The 20,447-nt window shown below is 68.0% G+C and carries 23 protein-coding genes; 14 read left to right on the top strand and 9 right to left on the bottom strand.

The features are described 5' to 3' along the window. A complete protein-coding gene (locus Q0D93_RS12465; protein ID WP_294394866.1) occupies window positions 1-90 on the bottom strand; it encodes a NepR family anti-sigma factor in 90 nt (29 codons plus the stop codon). A gap of 335 nt (window positions 91-425) precedes the next feature. Here Q0D93_RS12465 and Q0D93_RS12460 point away from each other — a divergent pair, with 335 nt between their 5' ends. The 3 genes from Q0D93_RS12460 to Q0D93_RS12450 all read left to right on the top strand — a co-directional run bounded on the left by Q0D93_RS12460 (window position 426) and on the right by Q0D93_RS12450 (window position 2,159). Continuing rightward, window positions 426-1,220 carry a response regulator gene (locus Q0D93_RS12460; RefSeq protein WP_294394860.1) on the top strand — a complete coding sequence of 265 codons (795 nt, stop codon included), beginning with the start codon at window positions 426-428 and terminating at the stop codon, window positions 1,218-1,220. A 75-nt stretch (window positions 1,221-1,295) separates the two neighbouring features. After that, window positions 1,296-1,433, top strand: coding sequence for a hypothetical protein (locus tag Q0D93_RS12455; RefSeq protein ID WP_294394857.1), 138 nt, complete (start codon window positions 1,296-1,298; stop codon window positions 1,431-1,433). 93 nt (window positions 1,434-1,526) lie between these two features. Further along, window positions 1,527-2,159, top strand: a complete 633-nt coding sequence (locus Q0D93_RS12450; RefSeq protein WP_294394854.1) for a sigma-70 family RNA polymerase sigma factor — start codon at window positions 1,527-1,529, stop codon at window positions 2,157-2,159. A gap of 107 nt (window positions 2,160-2,266) precedes the next feature. On the opposite strand, the gene Q0D93_RS12445 is transcribed toward Q0D93_RS12450, so the two are convergent. Beyond that, entirely contained in the window at window positions 2,267-2,431 is a 165-nt protein-coding gene (locus tag Q0D93_RS12445; RefSeq protein WP_294394852.1) for a hypothetical protein, read from the bottom strand. 100 nt (window positions 2,432-2,531) lie between these two features. Here Q0D93_RS12445 and Q0D93_RS12440 point away from each other — a divergent pair, with 100 nt between their 5' ends. The 7 genes from Q0D93_RS12440 to Q0D93_RS12410 all read left to right on the top strand — a co-directional run bounded on the left by Q0D93_RS12440 (window position 2,532) and on the right by Q0D93_RS12410 (window position 10,450). Further along, window positions 2,532-5,186, top strand: coding sequence for a bifunctional [glutamine synthetase] adenylyltransferase/[glutamine synthetase]-adenylyl-L-tyrosine phosphorylase (locus Q0D93_RS12440; protein ID WP_294394849.1), 2,655 nt, complete (start codon window positions 2,532-2,534; stop codon window positions 5,184-5,186). Window positions 5,187-5,214: 28 nt separating this feature from the next. Beyond that, entirely contained in the window at window positions 5,215-5,703 is a 489-nt protein-coding gene (locus Q0D93_RS12435; RefSeq protein ID WP_294394937.1) for a peroxiredoxin, read from the top strand. Window positions 5,704-5,747: 44 nt separating this feature from the next. Then, window positions 5,748-6,497 (top strand): ferritin-like domain-containing protein, encoded by a 750-nt coding sequence (locus tag Q0D93_RS12430; protein WP_294394846.1) that lies wholly within the window; start codon window positions 5,748-5,750, stop codon window positions 6,495-6,497. 107 nt (window positions 6,498-6,604) lie between these two features. Continuing rightward, on the top strand, window positions 6,605-7,294 hold the full coding sequence (locus tag Q0D93_RS12425; protein WP_294394844.1) for a M23 family metallopeptidase: 690 nt from the start codon (window positions 6,605-6,607) through the stop codon (window positions 7,292-7,294). Window positions 7,295-7,349: 55 nt separating this feature from the next. Further along, window positions 7,350-7,682, top strand: coding sequence for an iron-sulfur cluster insertion protein ErpA (erpA, locus tag Q0D93_RS12420; protein WP_294394841.1), 333 nt, complete (start codon window positions 7,350-7,352; stop codon window positions 7,680-7,682). 23 nt (window positions 7,683-7,705) lie between these two features. Further along, entirely contained in the window at window positions 7,706-8,485 is a 780-nt protein-coding gene (locus tag Q0D93_RS12415; protein WP_294394838.1) for an exodeoxyribonuclease III, read from the top strand. Window positions 8,486-8,575: 90 nt separating this feature from the next. Next, window positions 8,576-10,450 (top strand): EAL domain-containing protein, encoded by a 1,875-nt coding sequence (locus tag Q0D93_RS12410; protein ID WP_294394835.1) that lies wholly within the window; start codon window positions 8,576-8,578, stop codon window positions 10,448-10,450. Window positions 10,451-10,498: 48 nt separating this feature from the next. On the opposite strand, the gene Q0D93_RS12405 is transcribed toward Q0D93_RS12410, so the two are convergent. The 5 genes from Q0D93_RS12405 to Q0D93_RS12385 form a co-directional block, all read right to left on the bottom strand. Next, entirely contained in the window at window positions 10,499-11,665 is a 1,167-nt protein-coding gene (locus Q0D93_RS12405) for an N-acetyltransferase (protein ID WP_294394833.1), read from the bottom strand. A 119-nt stretch (window positions 11,666-11,784) separates the two neighbouring features. After that, window positions 11,785-12,543, bottom strand: coding sequence for a sterol desaturase family protein (locus Q0D93_RS12400; protein ID WP_294394934.1), 759 nt, complete (start codon window positions 12,541-12,543; stop codon window positions 11,785-11,787). 97 nt (window positions 12,544-12,640) lie between these two features. Continuing rightward, on the bottom strand, window positions 12,641-14,167 hold the full coding sequence (locus tag Q0D93_RS12395; protein WP_294394830.1) for a DHA2 family efflux MFS transporter permease subunit: 1,527 nt from the start codon (window positions 14,165-14,167) through the stop codon (window positions 12,641-12,643). A gap of 4 nt (window positions 14,168-14,171) precedes the next feature. Continuing rightward, complete coding sequence (locus Q0D93_RS12390) at window positions 14,172-15,341, bottom strand: HlyD family efflux transporter periplasmic adaptor subunit (protein WP_294394827.1); 1,170 nt, start codon at window positions 15,339-15,341, stop codon at window positions 14,172-14,174. A gap of 17 nt (window positions 15,342-15,358) precedes the next feature. Further along, window positions 15,359-16,741 carry an efflux transporter outer membrane subunit gene (locus tag Q0D93_RS12385; RefSeq protein ID WP_294394822.1) on the bottom strand — a complete coding sequence of 461 codons (1,383 nt, stop codon included), beginning with the start codon at window positions 16,739-16,741 and terminating at the stop codon, window positions 15,359-15,361. Between the two features lie 127 nt (window positions 16,742-16,868). Here Q0D93_RS12385 and Q0D93_RS12380 point away from each other — a divergent pair, with 127 nt between their 5' ends. After that, window positions 16,869-17,498 carry a TetR/AcrR family transcriptional regulator gene (locus Q0D93_RS12380; RefSeq protein WP_294394821.1) on the top strand — a complete coding sequence of 210 codons (630 nt, stop codon included), beginning with the start codon at window positions 16,869-16,871 and terminating at the stop codon, window positions 17,496-17,498. After that, on the top strand, window positions 17,495-18,295 hold the full coding sequence (locus Q0D93_RS12375) for an NTP transferase domain-containing protein (RefSeq protein WP_294394815.1): 801 nt from the start codon (window positions 17,495-17,497) through the stop codon (window positions 18,293-18,295). The genes Q0D93_RS12380 and Q0D93_RS12375 overlap by 4 nt, the downstream gene beginning before the upstream one ends. On the opposite strand, the gene Q0D93_RS12370 is transcribed toward Q0D93_RS12375, so the two are convergent. Further along, the gene (locus tag Q0D93_RS12370; protein ID WP_294394813.1) at window positions 18,292-18,936 is read right to left on the bottom strand and encodes a DNA-3-methyladenine glycosylase 2 family protein; all 645 of its coding nucleotides are present in this window, start codon (window positions 18,934-18,936) and stop codon (window positions 18,292-18,294) included. The genes Q0D93_RS12375 and Q0D93_RS12370 overlap by 4 nt on opposite strands. 75 nt (window positions 18,937-19,011) lie before the next feature. On the opposite strand from Q0D93_RS12370, the gene Q0D93_RS12365 reads away from it, so the two are divergent. Next, window positions 19,012-19,329 (top strand): 2Fe-2S iron-sulfur cluster-binding protein, encoded by a 318-nt coding sequence (locus Q0D93_RS12365; protein ID WP_294394810.1) that lies wholly within the window; start codon window positions 19,012-19,014, stop codon window positions 19,327-19,329. A 25-nt stretch (window positions 19,330-19,354) separates the two neighbouring features. Here Q0D93_RS12365 and rlmB read toward each other — a convergent pair whose 3' ends face one another. Further along, window positions 19,355-20,101 (bottom strand): 23S rRNA (guanosine(2251)-2'-O)-methyltransferase RlmB, encoded by a 747-nt coding sequence (gene rlmB, locus Q0D93_RS12360; RefSeq protein WP_294394806.1) that lies wholly within the window; start codon window positions 20,099-20,101, stop codon window positions 19,355-19,357. Window positions 20,102-20,243: 142 nt separating this feature from the next. On the opposite strand from rlmB, the gene Q0D93_RS12355 reads away from it, so the two are divergent. Then, on the top strand, window positions 20,244-20,447 hold a 204-nt coding region (locus tag Q0D93_RS12355; RefSeq protein ID WP_294394804.1), incomplete at its 3' end, for a TadE family protein.

Below are 20,447 nucleotides of genomic sequence, written 5' to 3'. Positions count from 1 at the left end.
TCAGGCGAGCTTGCCAAGCAGGTCCAGGAATTCCTGGGGAACATTCTCGCTTACAGCTTCCTGATAGGCGCTACGCAGGGCATCGGACACATGCGGATCGTTGCCGCGCGCGCCTCGCTTGCTCGTCCCGGCCTTGGTTCGATCACGCCCAAGCGTCTTGCTTTCCTTATCCGACGTCAACCCGTCGCCCCCCGCAAATGATCATCTTCAATGTCGCACCATGGTCGTGGTCAGAACGCGGATGCGGCGCGGCACACCCTTTTGGGGACGTTCGCGCCGACGATGAAACCAAAACGGGCGTCGATTGTTCCGCCTCCGGGCAAAGAAACATGATGGCCCCGCCTGTGACGTTTGGCGATCGCGGGTTGGACAGGTTGTCGCAATGCCATCAGAATGCGTCTCTCATTCAGGAGCTACCCACGAACATGTCGCTCGGTCAGGATCTCGCACCGCATCTTCCCTTTCTGCGGCGCTACGCCCGCGCGCTCACCGGAACCCAGCAGCATGGCGATGCCTATGTCCGCGCGACGCTGGAGGCAATCGTCGCGGCGCCCGAGGATTTCCCGCGCGACGTGGACGTGCGGCTGGGCCTGTATCGCACCTTTCAGGGCATCTGGTCGTCGGCCAACAGCGACGACGGGGACCGCGACGTGGAGCTGGGCGGCGAGACCAACGTGGCGGACGCCCGGCTGGCGCAGATCACCCCGCGCTCGCGCCAGGCGCTGTTGCTGACTCAGCTGGAGGGCTTCACCACCGACGACACCGGCTACCTGATGGAGCTGGGCACGAGCGAGGTGGAGTCGCTGGTGCAGGAGGCGATTGCCGAGATCGAGCGACAGACGCGCGCCGACGTGCTGATCATCGAGGATGAGCCGATCATCGCGATGGACCTGGAAACCATCGTCCGCGACCTGGGCCACAACGTCACCGGCGTGGCGGTGACCCGCGACGAGGCGGTGGCGCAGGCGCTGGCGCAGCGCCCGGGCCTGGTGCTGGCCGACATCCAGCTGGCGGACGACAGCTCCGGCATCGACGCGGTCAAGGACATCCTGGCCGAGTTCAGCGTGCCGGTGATCTTCATCACCGCCTTCCCCGAGCGCCTGCTGACCGGCGAACGGCCGGAACCGACCTTCCTGATTACCAAGCCATTCCAGCGGTCCACGGTGAAGGCGGCGATCAGCCAGGCCCTGTTCTTCGACGCGGCCACCGTTCCCGCCTGAACCTCATACCCGCCGCCCGCGTGGAACCCGCGCGGGCGGCAACCGTTGGCTGCCTGCAACGATGTGGGCAGGCCAATGGCGGACGATGAACCCCAACTTTCCCGAACCGAGGCACGGGCCGGGTCTTCCACCCATGTCACGCGCTATGTGCTGCCGATCAGCCTTGCGTTGGTGGTAATCCTGTTTGCCGTCATCCTGTTCATCTGGCGCTAATTAATCCAATGCTGGTTGTAGTTTGGGCAGCAAGCGCCCATTTCGACGTGCGGGCCAAAGGCGGCACGCCGCCCACGGAGAATGATATCCGCGATGAGTGATGTGACACAGGAAGCGGATAATGATGTCCCCGCGGAAGAGCATGTTCCGCTGACGGACGAGGCGTTCCGGGAAGAGCTTGCGCGCGTCATCCCGCATCTGCGCGCCTTTGGGCGTTCGCTTTCGGGCAATCGCGACCTGGCCGACGATCTGGTGCAGGAAACGCTGCTGAAGGCGTGGGCCGCGCGCAAGCGTTTCCAGGCCGGCACCAACATGCGTGCCTGGACCTTTATCATCCTGCGCAACCTGTTCCTCAGCCAGATGCGCCGCGCGCGCTTCAAAGGGGAATGGGACGACATCACCGCCAGCAAGATCCTGGCCGCCCCGGCCAGCCAGGAACGGCATGTCGACCTCGGCGATCTCCAGCGCGCGCTGATGCACCTGCCCCAGCCGCAGCGCGAGGCGCTGATCCTGGTCGGCGCGGGCGGCTTCGCTTACGAGGAAGCGGCGGACATTTGCGGTTGTGCGGTGGGCACGATTAAGAGCCGCGTGGCGCGTGGCCGCGTCGCGCTGGAGCAGTTGATGAACACCGGCAAGCTGCCGTCGCGCCGCGATGACGATCCGGTCAGCGAAAGCCCCCTCAACAGCATCATGGGCGAAGTGGACGAACTCAGCCGCGGGCGTTGATCGGTGGCTGGTGCGTCGTGCGGCGGGTGTTCGCAATCGCACCAGCGCCACGTAGGGCAGGGCGCATGGCGGCCTTGCCCGAAGCCATTACGGCTGAATCCTATCCGTCAGCGCAGGCGGTCGAGCAGCCGCGTCAACTCCGTGGGCATGGCGGGGGTGGAGCCGAAACTGCCCAGCAGCGCGCGCTGCACGCCTTCGTACGGCGCGGGCGAGTAGACCAACTGGGCCTCCCGCTTTTCGTCCTGCCACGGCAGGCACTGCGATTGATGCACCGACTCCATGCGCTCGAAACGCCGAATGGCCGCTGGGGTTGCAGGAAATCGCCGGGGGATCTGTCAATAACCTGGATGATCTTGCGGGAATGAGGATGCGATGATCGACCTGCACCGCGCGATCGCACTGGCCGACGCGGAATCGCCGTTCCTGCGCGGGCTGATGCGCAAGCGACCGGAGGTGGTTGAGGCGCTGCACGCACGGGGGTTGGCCGCCACGCTGGCGGCGCTTCCGCCCGCGGACCCTGCCAACCCGGACTTCATGGCGGCGCTGCGCCGGGAGCGGCAGAGCGTGGCGCTCGCCATCGCGCTGGCGGATCTCGGCGGGTTGCCGTTCGAGGCGGCGACGCGCGCGCTCAGCGACTTTGCCGACCACGCGCTCGATCGCGCGATTCGGGCGGCGATGCTGGAACGGATGCCGGACGAGCCGCCGCGCGGCATGGTCGCGCTGGCACTCGGCAAGCAGGGCAGCCATGAGCTGAATTATTCGTCCGATATCGATCCGATCCTGCTGTTCGATCCCGCCACCTTGCCGCACCGCGCGCGCGAGGAGCCGGTGGAGGCCGCCGTCCGCATCGCCCGCCGGGTGGTGGCGCTGCTGCAGGAGCCAACCGCCGACGGCTATGTCCTGCGCGTCGACCTGCGCCTGCGTCCCGCATCCGAGGCGACGCCGCTCGCCGTGCCGATCGACGCGGCGATCCAGCATTATGAATCGAGCGCCCTGCCATGGGAGCGGGCCGCCTTTATCCGGGCGCGCGCGGCGGCCGGCGACCTGCCGCTCGGCCGCCAGTTCCTGGACCATATCCGTCCGTTCGTGTGGCGGCGCGCGCTGGATTACGGCACCATCGCGGAGATACGCGGCCTGTCGCGCCGGATCCGCAGCCATCACACACAGGGGCAGAGGCCTGGGCCCGGTTTCGACGTCAAGCGCGGTCGGGGCGGTATTCGCGAGATCGAATTCTTTGCCCAGATCCACCAGCTGATCCATGGCGGCCGCATGCCCGCGCTGCGCGCACCGGCCACTTTGGATGCGTTGCAGGCGCTGGCGGCGGCGGGGCTGATCCCGCCCGACGAAGCGGAGCGGCTGGGCAACGCCTATCGCTTCCTTCGCACGATCGAGCATCGGTTGCAGATGGTCGGCGATCAGCAGACCCATCGCCTGCCGGTGGAGCCCGCCGCGCGGGATGCCGCCGCCCGGCTGGCAGGCTATGCCGACGGCGACGCGCTGATCGCGGCGATCGCGCCGGTGGTGGAACATGTCGGCGCCCTCTACGACAGCCTCGATCCCGATCCGGCCCCGTCCGGACAGGTGGGAGAGGACCTGTTCGCGGGCTTTGCCGAACCAGCGCGCGCGCGGGCACGGATCGCCGCCTGGCGCGAGGGGCGGGTGCGCACCACCCGCAGTGAGGCGGCGCGCACCGCATTGGAGGCGGTGCTGCCGGCCTTGCTGCGCGCGCTGGCCGTCGCCCCCGCGCCGGACGCAGCGCTGGCCCGGTTCGACGATCTGGTGGAACGCCTGCCCAGCGCCGTGAACCTGTTCCGCCTGCTGGAGGCGCGGCCCGGTTTGCTCGACCAGCTCGCCGCCATCCTCAGCCATGCTCCGGCGCTGGCGGGTGAATTGTCGCGTCGCGCAATGCTGCTCGACGGGTTGATCGACGCCAGCGCGCTGGACCCCGCACCATCGGTCGAGGCGCTATGCCACGCATTCGCGGCGGGCGAGCAGGGGGACGATTATCAGGCGCTGCTGGACCGGGTGCGCGCCCGCGTCAGCGAACGCCGGTTCCAGCTAGGCGTGCAACTGGTCACCGGCTCCGCCGCGCCGCTGGCGGTGGGCGCGGGCTATGGCCGGGTGGCGCAGGCAGCGGTCGAGGTGATGGCCGGGGCCGCCATCGCGGAGTTCGCGGCCGCGCACGGCCGGGTTCCCGGTGGCGAGCTGGTGATCCTGGCTTTGGGGCGGATGGGGGGCGGGGTGCTGACCCACGCCTCCGATCTCGACCTGGTCTATCTGTTCACCGGCGACTTCCTGGCCGAGTCGGATGGGGCGAGGCCGCTCGGCGCGACCACCTATTTCAACCGCCTCGGCCAGCGGGTGACGGCGGCCTTATCGGTGCAGACGGCGTCCGGGCCGCTTTACCCCGTGGACACGCGGCTGCGGCCATCGGGCGGGCAGGGGCTGCTGGCCGTTTCGGTCGACAGTTTCGCGCGCTACCAGGCGGAAAGCGCATGGACGTGGGAGCATATGGCGCTTGCCCGCGCCCGGCCGATCTTCGGCTCGCCCGTGGCACGCGGGGCGGTTCAGGCGGTGATCGACGACGTGCTCGCCCGGCCGCGCGATCACACCGTGCTGGTGGCGGACGCGGTCAAGATGCGGGGCGAGGTCGCGCTTCACAAGCCGCCGGCCGGGCCGCTCGACGTCAAGCTGATCGAAGGCGGGCTGGTGGATGCGGAGTTCGCCATCCACCTGCTGCAACTGGCCCACACGGTCGGCCTGGACCCACGGCTCGACCATGCCGCCACCGCGTTGGAGCAGGCGGGCCTGGTGCGCCCCGGCTTCGGCGCGGCGGTGGACCTGCTCACCGCCATGCTGATCGCGCTGCGGCTGGTTGCACCCGATTCGGCCGAGCCGCCTGTCGCGTCGCAGTCCTTGCTCGCCGAACTGTGCGGTACGGACGGATGGGCGGACCTTCTCGCCCGCTACCAGGCCGCGCGTTCGCTGATCGTGTCGGAGTGGCGCCGGGTCGCCGGCTTGGGCTAAGCGCCGCCGCATCAGCTTGGAGACGATGATGGTGAAGGAAGGCGATCTTGCGCCCGACGTGCAGGTGCAGATGGGCGACGACAGCATGCGGGCCTTGTCCGCATTCGGGCCCGCGTCCGGCCGGCCGCTGGTGCTGTATTTCTACCCCAAGGACGACACGTCCGGCTGCACGGTGGAGGCCAGGGACTTTTCCGAACTGGCGCCCGCATTCGAGGCGGCGGGCGTTGCCGTGCTCGGCCTGTCCAAGAACAGCCCCAAGGATCATGCCAAGTTCACCGCCAAGCACCAGCTGACCGTGCCGCTGGCGACCGATGCCGACGGCAGCGTCTGCGACGCGTTCGGTACCTGGATCGAAAAGAGCATGTATGGCCGCAAATATATGGGCATCGAACGCGCGACCTTTCTGATCGACAGCGAGGGGCGCATCGCCCAGGCGTGGCGCAAGGTGTCGGTGCCGGGCCATGCGGCGGCGGTCTTGGCCGCGGCCCGCGCGCTGACGGAGCCCGTGGCATCCTGACCCTCTCCGCCGCATGCCGGAAGGTGCTGGAGACCGCCGACCCGATGGCCAAGGTCCGGGTCGCGCGGGCGGTAGCGCGCGACTGGCGGCTGGGCCGGCTTGCCTGGGATTTCGACACAGCCATGCCCGATCGGCCGGCGCGGCCCGACCGGCCCGAACTGCTGCCGCCCAACCGCATGACCCGGCGCGGCAAGGGCGGATCGGACGCCAACCGCATCGCCTTGCTCCACGCGCTCGCCCATATCGAGTTCGTGGCGATCGACCTGGCCTTCGATCTGGTCGGCCGCTTTGCCGGGCATTTCCCGCGCGCCTTTTCCGATGACTGGCTGAAGGTCGGTGCCGAGGAGGCGATGCACTTCGCGCTGCTCGCCCGCAGGCTGCGCACCCTGGGCAGCTTCTATGGCGACCTGCCGGCGCATGACGGCCTGTGGGAAGCGGCGGAGGCCACCGCCCGCGACCCGCTGGCGCGGCTGGCGGTGGTGCCGATGGTGCTGGAGGCACGCGGCCTGGACGTGACGCCGCAGACGATCGCGCGGTTCCAGGGCGCGGGCGACGTCCCCTCGGCCCGCATCCTCGCCCGAATTGGGACGGACGAAATACGGCACGTCGCCGCCGGTGTCCGCTGGTTCCATCATGCATGTGCCGCAAGCAGCGAATCGCCGGATGCAGTCTGGCAGCGTTTGGTGGCCGAGCATTTTCGGGGGACGCTGAAACCGCCGTTCAACGACTCGGCGCGCGCCGCTGCCGGTCTGACGATGGATTTTTACAATCCGGTTGCGCCTCACAACGCTTAGCGGCCAACAGGGTTCCTGTCGTCGCGGGAGGGGCATTCTCCAAGGCGACCAGTATTTCGACAGGGTTGGAGCGGGGGCTCCGATGCCGACACAACGCCGGAGAGACGATGTCTGTTCTGACTGCTGCCCGCAATGTTGCGCTGTTCATCGTCTCGGTCAGCCTGCCTCTGGTGTCGGCGCATGCCGGTAGCCTTGCCGCTCCCCAGCGCGGCGACCGGATCGAGGCGGTCGGCGGCCCGGTGGTGGAAGCAAGCAGCGAGACGCCGTTCCACTCCCTGTTCACGTCGTGGAAGAAGCTGGACAGCATTTCGTCGCAAGGCGTGATGTCGGTCCCCTCGGCCAAGCCGGTGGCGGAGGCGACCTATACGTCGGGCTACGGCGTCCGGTCAGACCCGTTCCGGGGCAGCGCCGCGATGCATGCCGGCATCGACCTGGCCGCGCCGATCGGCACGCCGGTCTATGCGACCGCTGACGGCATCGTCTCGCGCTCGGAATGGTCGGGCGGCTACGGCAACCTGGTCGAGATCAACCATGGCAAGGGTTTGCAGACGCGCTTTGGTCACCTGTCACGCGCGCTGGTCCATGCCGGCGACCGGGTGAAGCGCGGCCAGATGATCGCGATGATGGGCTCCACCGGCCGCTCCACCGGCAGCCATCTTCATTACGAGGTGCGGATCGACGGCTATGCCGTCAATCCCGTGCCGTTCCTGCAGTCGGCGGACTATGTCACGGCGATGCAGGCGCGGACCAAGGTGGCGCTCGGCGGGCCCGAGGACGCCAACAACGATCCGGACTGATGCGCGGATCGGCTGACGCGTTGCCGCGCCGCCGCTTCCTTCCTATCTTGCGCGCATGAGCGACTCCGTGATCGACCTTACCAGCCCCGCCGCCGCGCGCGTGGCGGCCATTGCCCAGCGCCAGGGCAAGCCGCCGATCCTGCGGCTGGCGGTCGACGGCGGCGGATGCGCGGGCTTCCAGTACAAGTTCGGCCTGGCCGACGCGGTGGAAGCGGACGACGTCGTTGCCGTGCGCGACGGCGTGTCGCTGGTGGTCGATCCGGTCAGCCTCGACCTCGTCCGCGGCAGTGCGGTGGATTATGTCGAGAATCTCGGCGGCGCGGCCTTTCGCGTGACCAATCCCAACGCCGCGTCGGGCTGCGGCTGCGGGACCAGCTTCTCCATCTGATCCGCCTCGGCTAAGCCGGCGCCATGAAGATCGCCACCTACAATGTGAACGGCATCGGCGCGCGCCTGCCGCGCCTGCTCGAATGGCTGGATGAAACGCAACCGGACGTGGTCTGCCTGCAGGAGCTGAAGGCGCCGGACGAACGCTTCCCGGAGGCGGAGATCGCGGCGCTCGGCTACAATGCGGTGTGGCATGGGCAGAAGAGCTGGAATGGCGTCGCCATCCTCAGCCGCAGCGACGACCTGCACCTCACCCGCAAGGGCCTGCCGGACGATCCCGATCCGGCGCACAGCCGCTATATCGAGGCGGCGGTCGGCGGCGTGATCGTGGGCGGCCTGTACCTGCCCAACGGCAATCCGGTGCCGGGCCCCAAGTTCGACTACAAGATCGCCTGGTTCGAGGCGCTGCTGGACCATGCCCGCACCCTGTTCCTGACGGAGGCGCCGGTGGTGCTGGCGGGCGACTGGAACGTCATTCCGACCGACGGCACCGACGATGTCTTTTCGGCCAAGCGCATGGCCGGGGACGCGCTGACCCAGCCGGAAAGCCGCGCCTGCTTTGCCCGCCTGCTGCATGCCGGCTGGACCGACGCGATCCGCGCGATCCATCCGACCGGACCGGTCTATACCTTTTGGGATTACACCATGAATGCCTGGCCGCGGGACGCCGGGTTTCGCATCGACCATCTGCTGCTCAGCCCCGCCGCCGCCGACCGCCTGCGCGACGCCAATGTCGACAAAACCTATCGCGGGCGGGAGAAGGCCAGCGATCATGCGCCGACCTGGGTAAAGCTGGACGTGTAGATCACGAAATCGTGTCCGTTCAGGAGATGGATTGATATTGCGGGCGGCAGCGCGGATGGAGACGGTTGCGGCAAGGCGTGATCCGGACAGATGCTGGTATATCTTCAAAACGTTATCCTGGAGATGATCGCCCGTGGCGCGGAGCTGCGGGACACGGCCGATCGCCTCTGCCGCGAGATCGAGGCGATCCTGCCGGGCGTGATCTGCTCCATCCTTGGCGTCGACGATCATGGCGTGCTGAACACCATCGCCGCACCCAGCCTGTCCGCCGCATTCTGCGACGCGATCGATGGCGTGCGGATCGGCCCTGCGGTGGGGTCGTGCGGAACCGCGGCCTATCGCCGGCAGCAGGTGTCGGTCGAGGACATCGCGACCAGCCCGCTTTGGACCGGCTACAAGGATGCCGCACTGGCGGAAGGGCTGAACGGCTGCTGGTCGAGCCCGGTGATCGGATCGTCCGGCAACGCCATCGCTACTTTCGCCTTTTATTTCCACGAGGCGCGCGGGCCGACCGCGTTCGAGTGCGAGATCGTGGACAATTGCCTCAAGCTCTGCACCATTGCCTTCGAGCGGGATGCGCGGCTGCGGCTCAACCAGCGGCTGCTGTTTCGCGATCCCCTGACCGGCCTGTCCAACCGCGCCGCGTTCGAGGCGGCGTTCGTCGATCCGGCCGCGATCACCGGCGCGGCGCTGCTGCTGATCGACATCGACGACCTCAAGATCGTCAACGACACGTTCGGCCATCATACCGGCGACAGCCTGATCCGTCAGATTTCGCAGCGCCTCGCCGCTCTGGTCGGGGAAAAACGCGCTTTCCGCATCGGCGGCGACGAACTGGCGGTGCTGGTGCCGGAGGGGGAGGCGGACGGGCTCGCCCGCGATCTGCTGGCCCGCCTGCAACAGCCGGCGGACATTGACGGGCAGACGATCCTGCCAAGCGTCACCGTCGGCATGGCGTTGCGCCGCACCGCCGACGAGGATGGCCGCATCCTGCGGCAGGATGCCGACCTGGCGCTGTATCATGGCAAGGATGGCGGCGGCGGCCGGGTGGTGGTGTATGCGCCCGAGCTGCGGTTGCGGATGAATCAGCGCCGGCAGGCGGTGGCCGCGCTCCGCGCCGCTCTGGCCGACGGGCGGCTGGAGGCGCATTACCAGCCGATCTTTCGCCTCGACACGGGCGCGATCGAACGCGCGGAGGCGCTGGTCCGCATCCGCGACCGCGACGGATGCCTATTGTCCGCCGGCAATTTCCACGAAGGCTTCGACGATGCCCGCAACGCGGTGGAGACGACCGGCTACATGCTGCGGCGGGTGGCGGCCGACCTGCAGGCGTGGCGCGCGGCCGACATTCCCGTGCGGCCGGTCGCGGTCAATCTCACCACCGCCGACTTTGCGCACGGCAGGCTGGTGGAGGAGGTTGCCGCAATCTTCGCCGGGCATGACGTGCCGCTCGCCTTCCTGACGCTGGAAATCACCGAAACCGTCTATCTGGGCCGGCGCGATCGCGGGTTGCAGGACCAGTTGGACGCATTGCGGGCGCTGGGCGTGAAGCTGGCGCTGGATGATTTCGGCACCGGCTATGCGTCGCTCACCCATCTCCTTTCCACACCCGTCGACGTGCTGAAGATCGACAAGTCGTTCGTGGATCACCTGGCGAGCGCACAGGCGCAGGGCGGCGCGGCCGTGATCAACGGGCTGATGCGCATGTCGGAAAAGCTCGCCATCGATGTGGTGGCGGAGGGCGTGGAGACGGAAACCCAACGCCAGCAGCTGATGACGCTGGGGTGCCAGCTCGGCCAGGGGCACCTGTTCGGCAAGGCGGTGCCGGCGGACGAACTGTCGCGTCTGCTGCTCGCCCATGGCGGGCCGGTAGAGCAGGTGGTAAAACTGCGCGAACGCCCGCACTGGCTGACGCCCCGCCAGCTGCGCCGGCCGGGACGCGGGGGCAAGCCGCAGCCGTCCTGAACCGGCGCAGGCGGGTGCCGGAGCGCGGACCACGGCCGGCCGCTCCGATCAGATCGCCTTCTGGTAGATGCGGTAGGTCTTGTTGATCCGGCTGTTGATCGTCTCCGCGATCGAATTCATCCCCTGATTGTCCTCCAGGATCCAGCCGATCTCGCTGCGGGTCGAGCCATAATGGGCAACCGACGCGGTGCGGATATATTCGATCATCATGAAGGCGAGCTGGCTGGCGAGGCGGCTGGCCTGGAGCCGCTTGACCACGCCCATCAGCGGCACGCGCATCGTGTTCACCGTCGGTCGGCCGCTGAACCCGCCATTCAACCGCCACAGCAGCTTGATGAAGTTGAACGGGAACAGGTTGCCGTTCAGGTCCATCTGCAATTCGTTGAGGTTGGGCAGCGTCATCATGAACGCCACCGGCTCGCCGTCATATTCAGCGATGCGGATCAGGTCGTTGAACACGATCGGCTTCATCTTCTTGCCGGCAAAGTCGATCTCGCTTTCCGTGAACGGCACGAACCCCCAATTATCGCTCCACGCATCGTTGAGGATGCCGAGGATAATCGCGGCCTCCGCATCGAAATGCTTCTTGTTGACCTCGCGGATGCGGATGCGCGGGTTCTTCTGGCCCGATTGCACGATCCGCTCGATCAAGGGTGGGAACGGCTTGGTGATGTCCAGGTCCCAGGTATGCAGGTCCTTGGCCTTGGCATAGCCCCAGCTTTCCACCCATGCTTCGTAGCGCGGATCGTCATGGCCCATCATCACCGTGGGCGCATGGTCGTGCCCCCTGATGAGCAGGCCCGGCTCCTCCCAGATCGACATGGAAACGGGACCCAGCGCGCGGCGCACGCCCTGTTCGCGCAGCCAGCCTTCGGCCGCGGCGATCAGCTGGTCGGCGATGCCCTTGTCCTCGGCGTCGAGATAGCCCCAATTGCCGCTATCCTCGCCGCCGCCCTTGTTCGCCGGCATGGCCGTCCACAGCCGGTCGATCGAGGCGGAGATGCGGCCGACCACCGTGCCGCCGCGCTCGGCCAAGAACAGTTGCGCGATCGCATGTTCGAAGAAGGGGTTCTTGCCCGGCGTGATCAGGCCATAGGCCTCGTCCCTGAGCGGCGGGACCCAGGCGGGATCGTTGCGGTAGAGGCGGAAGGGCAGGTCCACGAACGCCTTGCGGTCCGCCTTGGTCGTAACCGCCCGAATAACAACGCCGCTCATATATCCCTCCGCTCTGAAGGAGCGCCTCTGCGTGAGGCGGGGCGGCAGGTAAAGGCAAGAAAAAGGGGCCGCGATCCCTCGCGACCCCCCGATCTGGTGCCGGATCCGCCGCCGGTCGCTTACTTCTGGCGAATACGGCTGGAGGGATGGCCCGTGGCGACGCCGCCGGACAGCTTGGACACCCAGGGATACCGTTCCGCCACTTCCGGCGTGTAGCCCAGGTTGAACACGGTCGCGCTCTTCTTGCGCTGGCTCACCTTTTCGTAGCTGGTGCCGAACAGGCGATCCCAGAAGAAGTTGGTGATGCCGAAATTGCCGGTTTCGTCATGAAAGTGATGCGCCATGTGCCGTTGCTTCATCTTCACCAGCAAAGGATGCCTGGGCGTGTAGGCCAGATGCTGGATGCAATGGCAGAATTCGTAGAAGCAGGTCATCAGCAGCCCCGCCGCGAAGCCCGAAGCCGCACCGCCGACGCCGCCGAACAGATAGCCGATCGGCGCGGTCGCCAGCGCGATGGTCGGCACCGTCGTGTGGAGCGCGCCGAACAGGATCTCCAGCCGGTTGGGGTCCTGATGATGGTCGTAGTGGATCCGCTTCCAGGTGGCGGCGAGCAGGGGCATCTTGTACATCCACTGGCTGTGCAGCACCCAGCGATGCAGCGCATACCAGACCAACGGATACAGGACGATCGCCACCCCGACCGAGGCGATCGTCGCCAATGCGCCAGCCGGGAATGCGAACCACACAGCCGTCGAGAGAGCGGCGAGCAGCAGGTAGGCGATCACCGCCGGATACTGGAAATAAGCGACCACCAGCTGCTTCAGGTTCATCCGGTCGAGATAATGTTCCCGCCGCCAGAAACTGGGCTTGACCGTCATTCCGCTCACACACTGTTCCTTTACCCACCGGCGCGATCCGCGCGCCTGCCAATATGGGGTGCGTCGATGCCCGTGCAATGCGGCCCTTTTCGGGCGATCAGTGGGCAGCCGAGGTATCGACCGCCTTGCGCGGTTTCGGCACCAGCCACACGATCGCGGCGGCGAAGAGCAGCAACACCGTGCCCACCTCGAACAGGTGGGTGGTGGCGATCACCACCGCTTGCTCCTCCACCAACCGTTCCAGCAAGCCGCGCTGCTGATCCGCGCCCATTCCCTGCATCGCCAGGTTGTTGGCGGCGGTGGAGGTGGTGTGGATCAGCCCGCTCAGGTTGGCACGGCTCGCCTGCTCCTGATCGGCCCACATGGTGGTGGCGATCGAGGTGCCCACCGCGCCGGCCAGCGTGCGCACGAAGCTGGACAGACCGGCGGCCGACGCGGTTTCCTTGGGCAGCACGGCGGACAGGGACAGGATGGTGATCGGCACGAAGAAGAATGGCAGGCCCAGGCCGTTCAGCATGTGCGGGATGGCCAGGGTCCAGTAATCGGCCTCGGCGGTCCAGTTGGTCCGCTGGAACAGGGCGAAGGCGAGCCAGATCATGCCCCCGCTGACCAGCAGGCGGGGATCGAACTTGCCCGTCAGCTTGCCGACGATGGGCGACATCACCACCGCGAACGCGCCCTGCCACGCCAGCACATAGCCCGCCCATTGCGCGGTATAGCCCATGAACCCCTGCAACCATTGCGGCGTCACCACCACGCTGGAGAAGAAGGTGCCATAGCAGACCGCCAGCGCCACCACCGCCGCGCTGAAGCCGCGATGCCGGAACACGCGCACGTCCACGATCGGATGGGCATCGGTCAGTTCCCAGATCACGAAGGCGACGAAGCCGATCGCGGCGATCACAGCCTCCGCGACGATCGCGGCCGATCCGAACCAGTCGGCATCGCGACCGGTGTCCAGCATGATCTGGAGCGCGCCGACCCATACCACCAGCAGGACCAGGCCGACCACGTCGACCGGCTGCTTCTCGGTGGGCGTATGGATGTGGCGCAGGAACACCCACACGCCGGCCAGGCAGGCGATGGCGACCGGGATGTTGATGAAGAAAATCCAGTGCCACGACCAATTGTCGCTGATCGTGCCGCCCAGAACGGGGCCGGCAACCGGCGCGACGACGGTCGTCATCGCCCACATCCCCATGGCGGTGCCGCGCTTGTCCGGCGGAAAGATGCGGACCAGCAGGGTCTGCGTCAGCGGGATCAGCGGACCGCCGCAAATGCCCTGGCCGATCCGGGCCGCGACCAGGATGCCGAGGTTGGGCGACAGGCCGCACAGGATCGAGAACAGGGCGAAGCCGATCATGGACGCCACGAACACCCGCACCGCGCCGAAGCGCAGCGCCAGCCAGCCGGTCAGCGGCACGCAGATCGCCTCCGCCACCGAATAACTGGTCACCACCCACGTGCCCTGTTCGGGCGAGATGGCGAGGCTGCCGGCGATGTGCGGCACCGATACGTTGGCGATCGACGTATCGAGCACCACCATGAAGTTGCTGAGCGCCAGCACGACGCCGGCCAGCCACATGCTGGTGCCGGTCAGGGCCTTGGGCTGATCCTCTGCCATCGGATCAATCGTCTAGGTCAATCGTGGCTTCCATCGACAGACCGACGCGCAAGGGGTGCGCGCGCAGCTCCGCCGGATCGAGCAGGATGCGGACGGGCACGCGCTGCACCACCTTGATCCAGTTGCCGGTGGCATTCTGGGCCGGAATGAGTGCGAAGGCCGAGCCGGTGCCGCCCGAAAGCCCGCTCACCGTGCCGTGATAGACCACATCGCCGCCATACAGGTCGGACACCAGCCGGGCCTTCTGGCCGATGCTGACGCGGCGCAGCTGGCCTTCCTTGTAGTTCGCATCGACATACATGCGGTCGATCGGGACGACCGTCATGACGGCGGTGCCGGGTGCTACGCGCTGGCCGACCTGCACGTTGCGCTGGGCGACGACGCCGTCGAACGGCGCCCGGATCACGGTGCGCTGGACATCGAGCCGTGCCGCCTCAAGCCGGGCGCGGGCCGCCGCCACTTCCGGATTGGCGGAAAGCGAGCCGCGCACCAGTTCCTGGTTGGCGTTGTAATTTTCGCGGGCGGCGCTGCGATTGGCTTCGGCCTGCGCGATGGCCGCGCGGGCGACCGCCAGCTGCGCCTGCGCATCGGAGAAGGCCGTGCGCGCCGACGTCAGCTCGTCGCCCGATACCGCGCCCGAGCGGGCGAGCGACTGACGACGCTGAAGGTCCACGCGCGCCTTGTCGAAGCGGGCCTGCGTGGCCTCCGCCTCGGCGCGTGCGCGGGCGATGTCGGTCTGACGCGCCGTCACCTCCGCCTGCAACGCCCCACCGGTCGAGCTGGCGTTGCGGAACTGGCGCTCCGCCTGGAGATAATCGGCCTGCGCGCGGTCGAGCGCGATCCGCGCATCGGCCGGGTCGATCGTGACCAGGATGTCGCCCTTGCGCACGGTCTGCGTGTTGGACACGCGCACGCTCTGCACCGCGCCCGCGACGAGCGGGGTGACCTGCGCCGTGTCCGCGCCGACATAGGCATTGTCGGTGGACACATGCCGTGCGCCGATCAGGAAATGGTAGAGGGTGGCCAGCAGGCCGATCGCCACCACCACCACCACCAGGATGGTCAGCCAGCGGCGGCGGCGCGCGGCCAAAGTGGGGCGGGCGGCAGGCGTGTCGGTCGTCGCCGTCCCCGCCAATTCGTCTGCCTCGGTCCGCAAGTCCGGCTGGTCCGCCATGGGTCGCTCCTGAAGGGTCATGCGACGAACCCGCCGCCAAGCGCACGCACCAGTGTCACGTCCAGCGTGAAGGCGCGCGCGGAAAGATCTGATTCGCGCCGGCGGGCGGCGATCACGCTCTGCTCCGCCGACAGCACGTCGAGAAAGGTGGACAATCCCGCTTTGTAGCGCAGCCGTGCGATTTCATAGGCTTGGCGGCTGTCGGCCAGCGAGGCGCGCGCATCGCTCAACTGCTGGCCCAGCGCGTTGCGGCTGGCGACCGCGTCGGCAACCTCGCGCAGGGCCTGGATCAGCGTGCCGTCATAATCGGCCACCGCCGCATCATAATCGGCGCGCGCGACGCGGTAGTCGCCCGAACGCTGCCCCTGGTCGAAGATCGGCAGCGAGATGGCCGGGCCGACATTGCCGTAGAGCGAGCCCTGCTTTAGCACATTGCCGAAGCCGAGCGCCTGGAAGCCGACCAGCCCCTGCAGGCTGATGTCGGGATAGAAAGCCGCATGGGCGACCTTGATCCGTTCGCCGGCCGCCTCCACCCGGGCGCGGGCGGCGGCGATGTCGGGCCGGCGCGCGACCAGGTCGATCCCGGCGGAGGCCGGCAGGGCGGCGGGGGCCAGCGCGGACAGAAGCGGCCGGGCGATGGCGAGCCCGCGATCGGGACCGGCGCCGATCAGCGCGGCGATGCGATTGCGGGTGGTGGTGATCTGTTCGTCCACCGCGCCAAGGTCGGCGCGGGCGGCGGGCACCTGGCTCTGCGCCTGGCGACGCTGCCCTTCGGTGTCGAGCCCGTTGCGCACCCGCTGCGCCACCAGTTCGGCGGTGTCGCCCTGGATCCGCACCGCTTCCTCGGTCACGTCGCGGGTGCTGTAAAGCCGCGCCAGTTCGGCATACGCCTCGGCGATGGACGCGGCGAGAGTGATACGCGCCTGCTGCGCCTCGATCCGGGCGGCGTCGCGGTCCGCCACGGCGGCGCGCAGGCTGGCGCGATTGCGGCCCCACAGGTCAAGATCGAACCCGCCCTGCACGTTGAGCGTGCCGGTGTCCCTCCACCCCTGCGGCAGGAATTCGCGGGGGAAGCCGTTATTGTAGCTCTGCTTGACCTTGCCGGCGCTGCCCTCCGCAACCAGGCTGGGGCCGAGCCGCCCGCCGGCACTGCGCACCACGCCTTCCGCCCGGGCCAGCCGCGCGGCGGCGGCGGACAGGTCCGGCGCGCCGGCGAGGCCTTCCTCGATCAGTTGGCTGAGTTGCGGATCGCCATAACGCTGCCACCAGCCGTCGCCCGGCCACGCGCCCGCCTCGTTCGGCAGGCTGCGCGTGGCGGCAAGGCTGGCGGCGGAACGTGGCTGCGGTGTGTCGCCGAGATTCGGCGCGCAGGCCGCCAGCGGCAGCACTGCACCGATCACCAGAAGGCGAGCCGAGCGAGAGAACATGTTGTGCGAAAAGCCTGTACCGTTGCGTACGCGAACACAGATGCGCGCTGGCTTTCACCTTGTCAATATCGAACCGTACAGTATAGTATTGCTTGTGGATGTGATCGACGCCATTGACCGCCGCGCCGCGCGCAAGGCGGACCGCCGCCGTGCGATCCTGGAAGTGGCGGAACGGTCCTTTACCGAGCGGGGCTTCGCCAACACCTCCATGTCGACCATCGCGGCCGAGCTGGGCGGGTCCAAGACGACGTTGTGGACCTATTTCCCGTCCAAGGAAGACCTGTTCGCCGCCGTTCTGGACAGCAAGATTGCGGCCTTTCAACAGGCGCTGGACGAGGCGCTGATCCCGGAGGGGGGCACGGCGGCGGCGCTGACCCGGTTCGGGCGGGTGGTGTTGCGCAAGATCCTGTCGCGCGATTCGATGGCGTTGCACCGCCTGATCGTGGCGGAGGTGGAACGGTTTCCGGCGCTGGGCGAGACGTTCGCCGCCCGTGGGCCCGATCGTTCGCGGGCGCGCCTGGCCCGCTACCTGGAGGAGGAGATGGCGGCGGGACGCCTGCGGCAGGGCGATTCGCACCTGGCCGCGCGCCAGTTCTTCGCCTTGTGCCAGTCGGGCTGCTATCTTGATCGTTTGTGGCGGCCGAGAATGGTCGAGGCCGCCGATCCTGATGCGGAGGTAGCGGAGGCGGTGGATATCTTCATGCGCGCATGGGGCCCCGCGCGGGCATGAGCCGGGACTGGACGGCCATATTGCTGGCGGGGCAGCGGCCCGGCACCGATCCGCTCGCCGCCGCCTTCGGGCAGGAGTGGAAGGCGCTTGTGCCGATCGCAGGGGAGGCGATGCTGGCCCGCGTGGCGCGCACCCTGCTGGCGTCCCCCTCTGTGGCGCGGGTGCTGATCCTCGCGCAACAGCCCGAGCAGTTGCTGGTCGGCGATTGCGCCTGGCTCGGCGCCAACCCGCGCGTGGCCACCGCATGTTCGACACGGGGCATCGCCAGCAGCATCGCGGCGGTAGCCGGGACGCAGGCGGCGCCCTGGCCGGTGCTGGCCACGACCGCCGATCATCCGCTGCTCACCGTGGAGATGGTGGAACATTTCATCGCGGGCGCCGATGGGTACGCTGGGGCGGGCGCGGGCGATGTGGCGGTAGGCATGGTCAACAGCGCGGTGCTGCTCGCCGCCTACCCCGACAATCGCCGCACCTGGCTGTCCTTTTCGGACGGCAGGTGGACCGGCGCCAACCTGTTCGCGCTGCGCACCGACCGCGCCGCCATCGCGCTCAAGGCGTGGAGCGGGGTGGAACAGGACCGCAAGAAAGCGATCAAGCTGGTGTGGCATTTCGGTGCCTGGCTGGCGATTCGCGCGCTCACCCGCACCATCACGCTGCGGGGGGCGATGCGCCGTGCCGCGCGCCGGCTCGGCTTCCATGCCGTGCCGGTGGCGCTGCCCTTTGCGGAGGCGGGCATCGATGTGGACAAGCCCAGCGACCATGCGTTGGCGACCGCAATCCTGGACCGGCGCGGCTAGACCGGCAGCTTGTCGGCGCGGCCGGCGGCGATGCGTCGGCCATAATGATGCCAGGCAAAGATCGCCGCCGCGCCCCGATGCGGACGCCACGCCTCGGCCAGGTCGCGCACCTGCTTTTCGGACGGGCGCGCATCATGGCCGAGCAACTGCCCCACCTCCTCCTGCACTGCCAGATCGCCGGCCGGCCACATGTCGCCGCGCCCTTCCGCGAACAGCAGGTAGATTTCCGCCGACCAGCGGCCGACGCCCTTGATCCTGACCAGTTCGGCCACCGCCTGCTCATCGTCCTCCGGCAAGGCGTGGAGGTCCAGCGCGTCGCTCGCCACCAGTTCGGCCAGGCTCTTCACGTAAGAGATCTTCTGCCGCGACAGGCCGGCTTCGCGTAGCAGGACGTCGGGCGCGGCGGCCAGCACCACCGGATCCAGGCCGGGGCCGACCGCTGCCTCCATCCGGTTCCAGATGGCGGATGCGGCGGATACGCTGACCTGCTGGCCGATGATGGTCCGCAGCAATGTCTCATGCCCGCGCGGGCGGATGCGCGGTTCGGGATAGCCATGCCGCTCCAGCCCGCGCGCAAAGGCGGGCTCGATCGCCGCCAATGCATCCAGACTGTGTTTCAGCTGTTCAGCCGTGAGCCCCATCCGTCCTCCCGATTGCGTTGGGCTGCCAGCCGCGACATACGGCGCCCGCTTCTGAATTTAGGAAAGGTCCTTGCAATGCCCAAGCTTATCGTCGTCACCCGCCAAGGCGAGGAGCGCGAGATCGAGGGCGAAGCCGGCCTGTCGGTGATGGAGGTCGTGCGCGACGCGGGCATCGACGAACTGCTGGCCCTGTGCGGCGGCTGCTGCTCCTGCGCGACCTGCCACGTCCATATCGACCCGGCCTTTGTCGGCAAGCTGCCGGCGATGAGCGAGGACGAGGACGACCTGCTCGCCATTTCCGACGACCGCGACGAAACCTCGCGCCTGTCGTGCCAAGTGACGTTCGACGCCGCCCTGGACGGCCTGCGCATCCGCATCGCGGCGGAGGACTGACCCGGCGCCCGGTCTCTCCCGAACGTCAGCCGCGTGTCGCCACCGCGTAGAGGGCGATGGCGGCGGCGTTGGAGATGTTGAGGCTTTCGACCTTGGGGCTGATCGGCAGCTTCGCCAGTTCGTCGCAATGCGCCTCCGTATTCTGGCGCATGCCTTCGCCCTCGGCACCCAGCACCAGGGCGACGCGGGCGGTGCCGATCGCCTGGTCCAGCGTCTGGTTGGCCGCGCCGGTCAGGCCGATGCGCCAGAAACCCGCCTCGCCGATTTCGTCGAGGGCGCGGGCCAGGTTGACGACGCGGGTCCAGGGCACGAGTTCGAGCGCACCCGAGGCGGCGCGGGCTAGCGCACCCGATTCGGGCGGCGCGTGCCGGTCCTGCGTGACGATCCCCAGCGCGTCGAACGCCGCTGCCGAACGCAGCACCGCGCCGACATTGTGCGGGTCCGTCACCTGATCCAGCACCAGCAGCGGACGACGATCATTCGCCCCACGATCCAGCAGGTCGCCCAGCCAGATGTCCTCCAGCGACTCCACCTCGATCACCACGCCCTGGTGGGGCGCGTCGGCCGGCACCAGCCGGCCGAGGTCCGCCACTTCGGCAAAGGTTACCGGCAGGTCCGATGGAAAGGTCCCGAACGAGGCCAGCGCCTCGCGCGTGCCCCACACCCGGCGCACAGTTCGCTCCGGATTGGCAAGCGCCGCCGAAACGGCGTGACGCCCCCAGAAACGGGGGCGACTGGATGGGGCGACTGAAGGACGATGACCGCGACGCATGATCCGCGCTGCTTGTGGAGGATCGCGCCGGAAAGCAAGCCCGCGTGATCGATCCACAACGGACGCGATCGGGGTCGGGCGTTTAGGATTCCCTGTCTCCTTCCCATGCAAGGACCATGACACAGTCTTGGGGAGGACCTGTGTGCGTAAAGTATCTGCTTTCTACCGAAGGGCATGGCGACGGTCGCTGCTCCGCGACACCAAGGGCACGGCGTTGCTGGAATTCGCGATGGTGCTGCCCCCGTTCCTGACCATGTTGACCGGGATCGTCAGCTATGGCGGCTATTTCTGGCGTGCGCATGTGATCCAGCAGGTCGCCAACGATGCCGCCCGTGCGACCCTGCCG

Origin of the sequence: uncultured Sphingomonas sp. (assembly GCF_934560975.1) — a bacterium.
Classification (GTDB): domain Bacteria; phylum Pseudomonadota; class Alphaproteobacteria; order Sphingomonadales; family Sphingomonadaceae; genus Sphingomonas_I.
Note: the sequence above shows the minus strand (reverse complement) of the source record. Positions and strands in the feature narration are given on the sequence as shown.

Excerpts from the sequence above, each read along its gene's own strand:
- Q0D93_RS12460 (WP_294394860.1), top strand. The coding sequence starts at position 426 with ATGTCGCTCGGTCAGGATCTCGCACCGCATCTTCCCTTTCTGCGGCGC.
- Q0D93_RS12455 (WP_294394857.1), top strand. The coding sequence starts at position 1,296 with ATGGCGGACGATGAACCCCAACTTTCCCGAACCGAGGCACGGGCCGGG.
- Q0D93_RS12450 (WP_294394854.1), top strand. The coding sequence starts at position 1,527 with ATGAGTGATGTGACACAGGAAGCGGATAATGATGTCCCCGCGGAAGAG.
- Q0D93_RS12440 (WP_294394849.1), top strand. The coding sequence starts at position 2,532 with ATGATCGACCTGCACCGCGCGATCGCACTGGCCGACGCGGAATCGCCG.
- Q0D93_RS12435 (WP_294394937.1), top strand. The coding sequence starts at position 5,215 with ATGGTGAAGGAAGGCGATCTTGCGCCCGACGTGCAGGTGCAGATGGGC.
- Q0D93_RS12430 (WP_294394846.1), top strand. The coding sequence starts at position 5,748 with ATGGCCAAGGTCCGGGTCGCGCGGGCGGTAGCGCGCGACTGGCGGCTG.
- Q0D93_RS12425 (WP_294394844.1), top strand. The coding sequence starts at position 6,605 with ATGTCTGTTCTGACTGCTGCCCGCAATGTTGCGCTGTTCATCGTCTCG.
- erpA (WP_294394841.1), top strand. The coding sequence starts at position 7,350 with ATGAGCGACTCCGTGATCGACCTTACCAGCCCCGCCGCCGCGCGCGTG.
- Q0D93_RS12415 (WP_294394838.1), top strand. The coding sequence starts at position 7,706 with ATGAAGATCGCCACCTACAATGTGAACGGCATCGGCGCGCGCCTGCCG.
- Q0D93_RS12410 (WP_294394835.1), top strand. The coding sequence starts at position 8,576 with ATGCTGGTATATCTTCAAAACGTTATCCTGGAGATGATCGCCCGTGGC.
- Q0D93_RS12405 (WP_294394833.1), bottom strand. The coding sequence starts at position 11,665 with ATGAGCGGCGTTGTTATTCGGGCGGTTACGACCAAGGCGGACCGCAAG.
- Q0D93_RS12400 (WP_294394934.1), bottom strand. The coding sequence starts at position 12,543 with ATGACGGTCAAGCCCAGTTTCTGGCGGCGGGAACATTATCTCGACCGG.
- Q0D93_RS12395 (WP_294394830.1), bottom strand. The coding sequence starts at position 14,167 with ATGGCAGAGGATCAGCCCAAGGCCCTGACCGGCACCAGCATGTGGCTG.
- Q0D93_RS12390 (WP_294394827.1), bottom strand. The coding sequence starts at position 15,341 with ATGGCGGACCAGCCGGACTTGCGGACCGAGGCAGACGAATTGGCGGGG.
- Q0D93_RS12375 (WP_294394815.1), top strand. The coding sequence starts at position 17,495 with ATGAGCCGGGACTGGACGGCCATATTGCTGGCGGGGCAGCGGCCCGGC.
- Q0D93_RS12370 (WP_294394813.1), bottom strand. The coding sequence starts at position 18,936 with ATGGGGCTCACGGCTGAACAGCTGAAACACAGTCTGGATGCATTGGCG.
- Q0D93_RS12365 (WP_294394810.1), top strand. The coding sequence starts at position 19,012 with ATGCCCAAGCTTATCGTCGTCACCCGCCAAGGCGAGGAGCGCGAGATC.
- rlmB (WP_294394806.1), bottom strand. The coding sequence starts at position 20,101 with ATGCGTCGCGGTCATCGTCCTTCAGTCGCCCCATCCAGTCGCCCCCGT.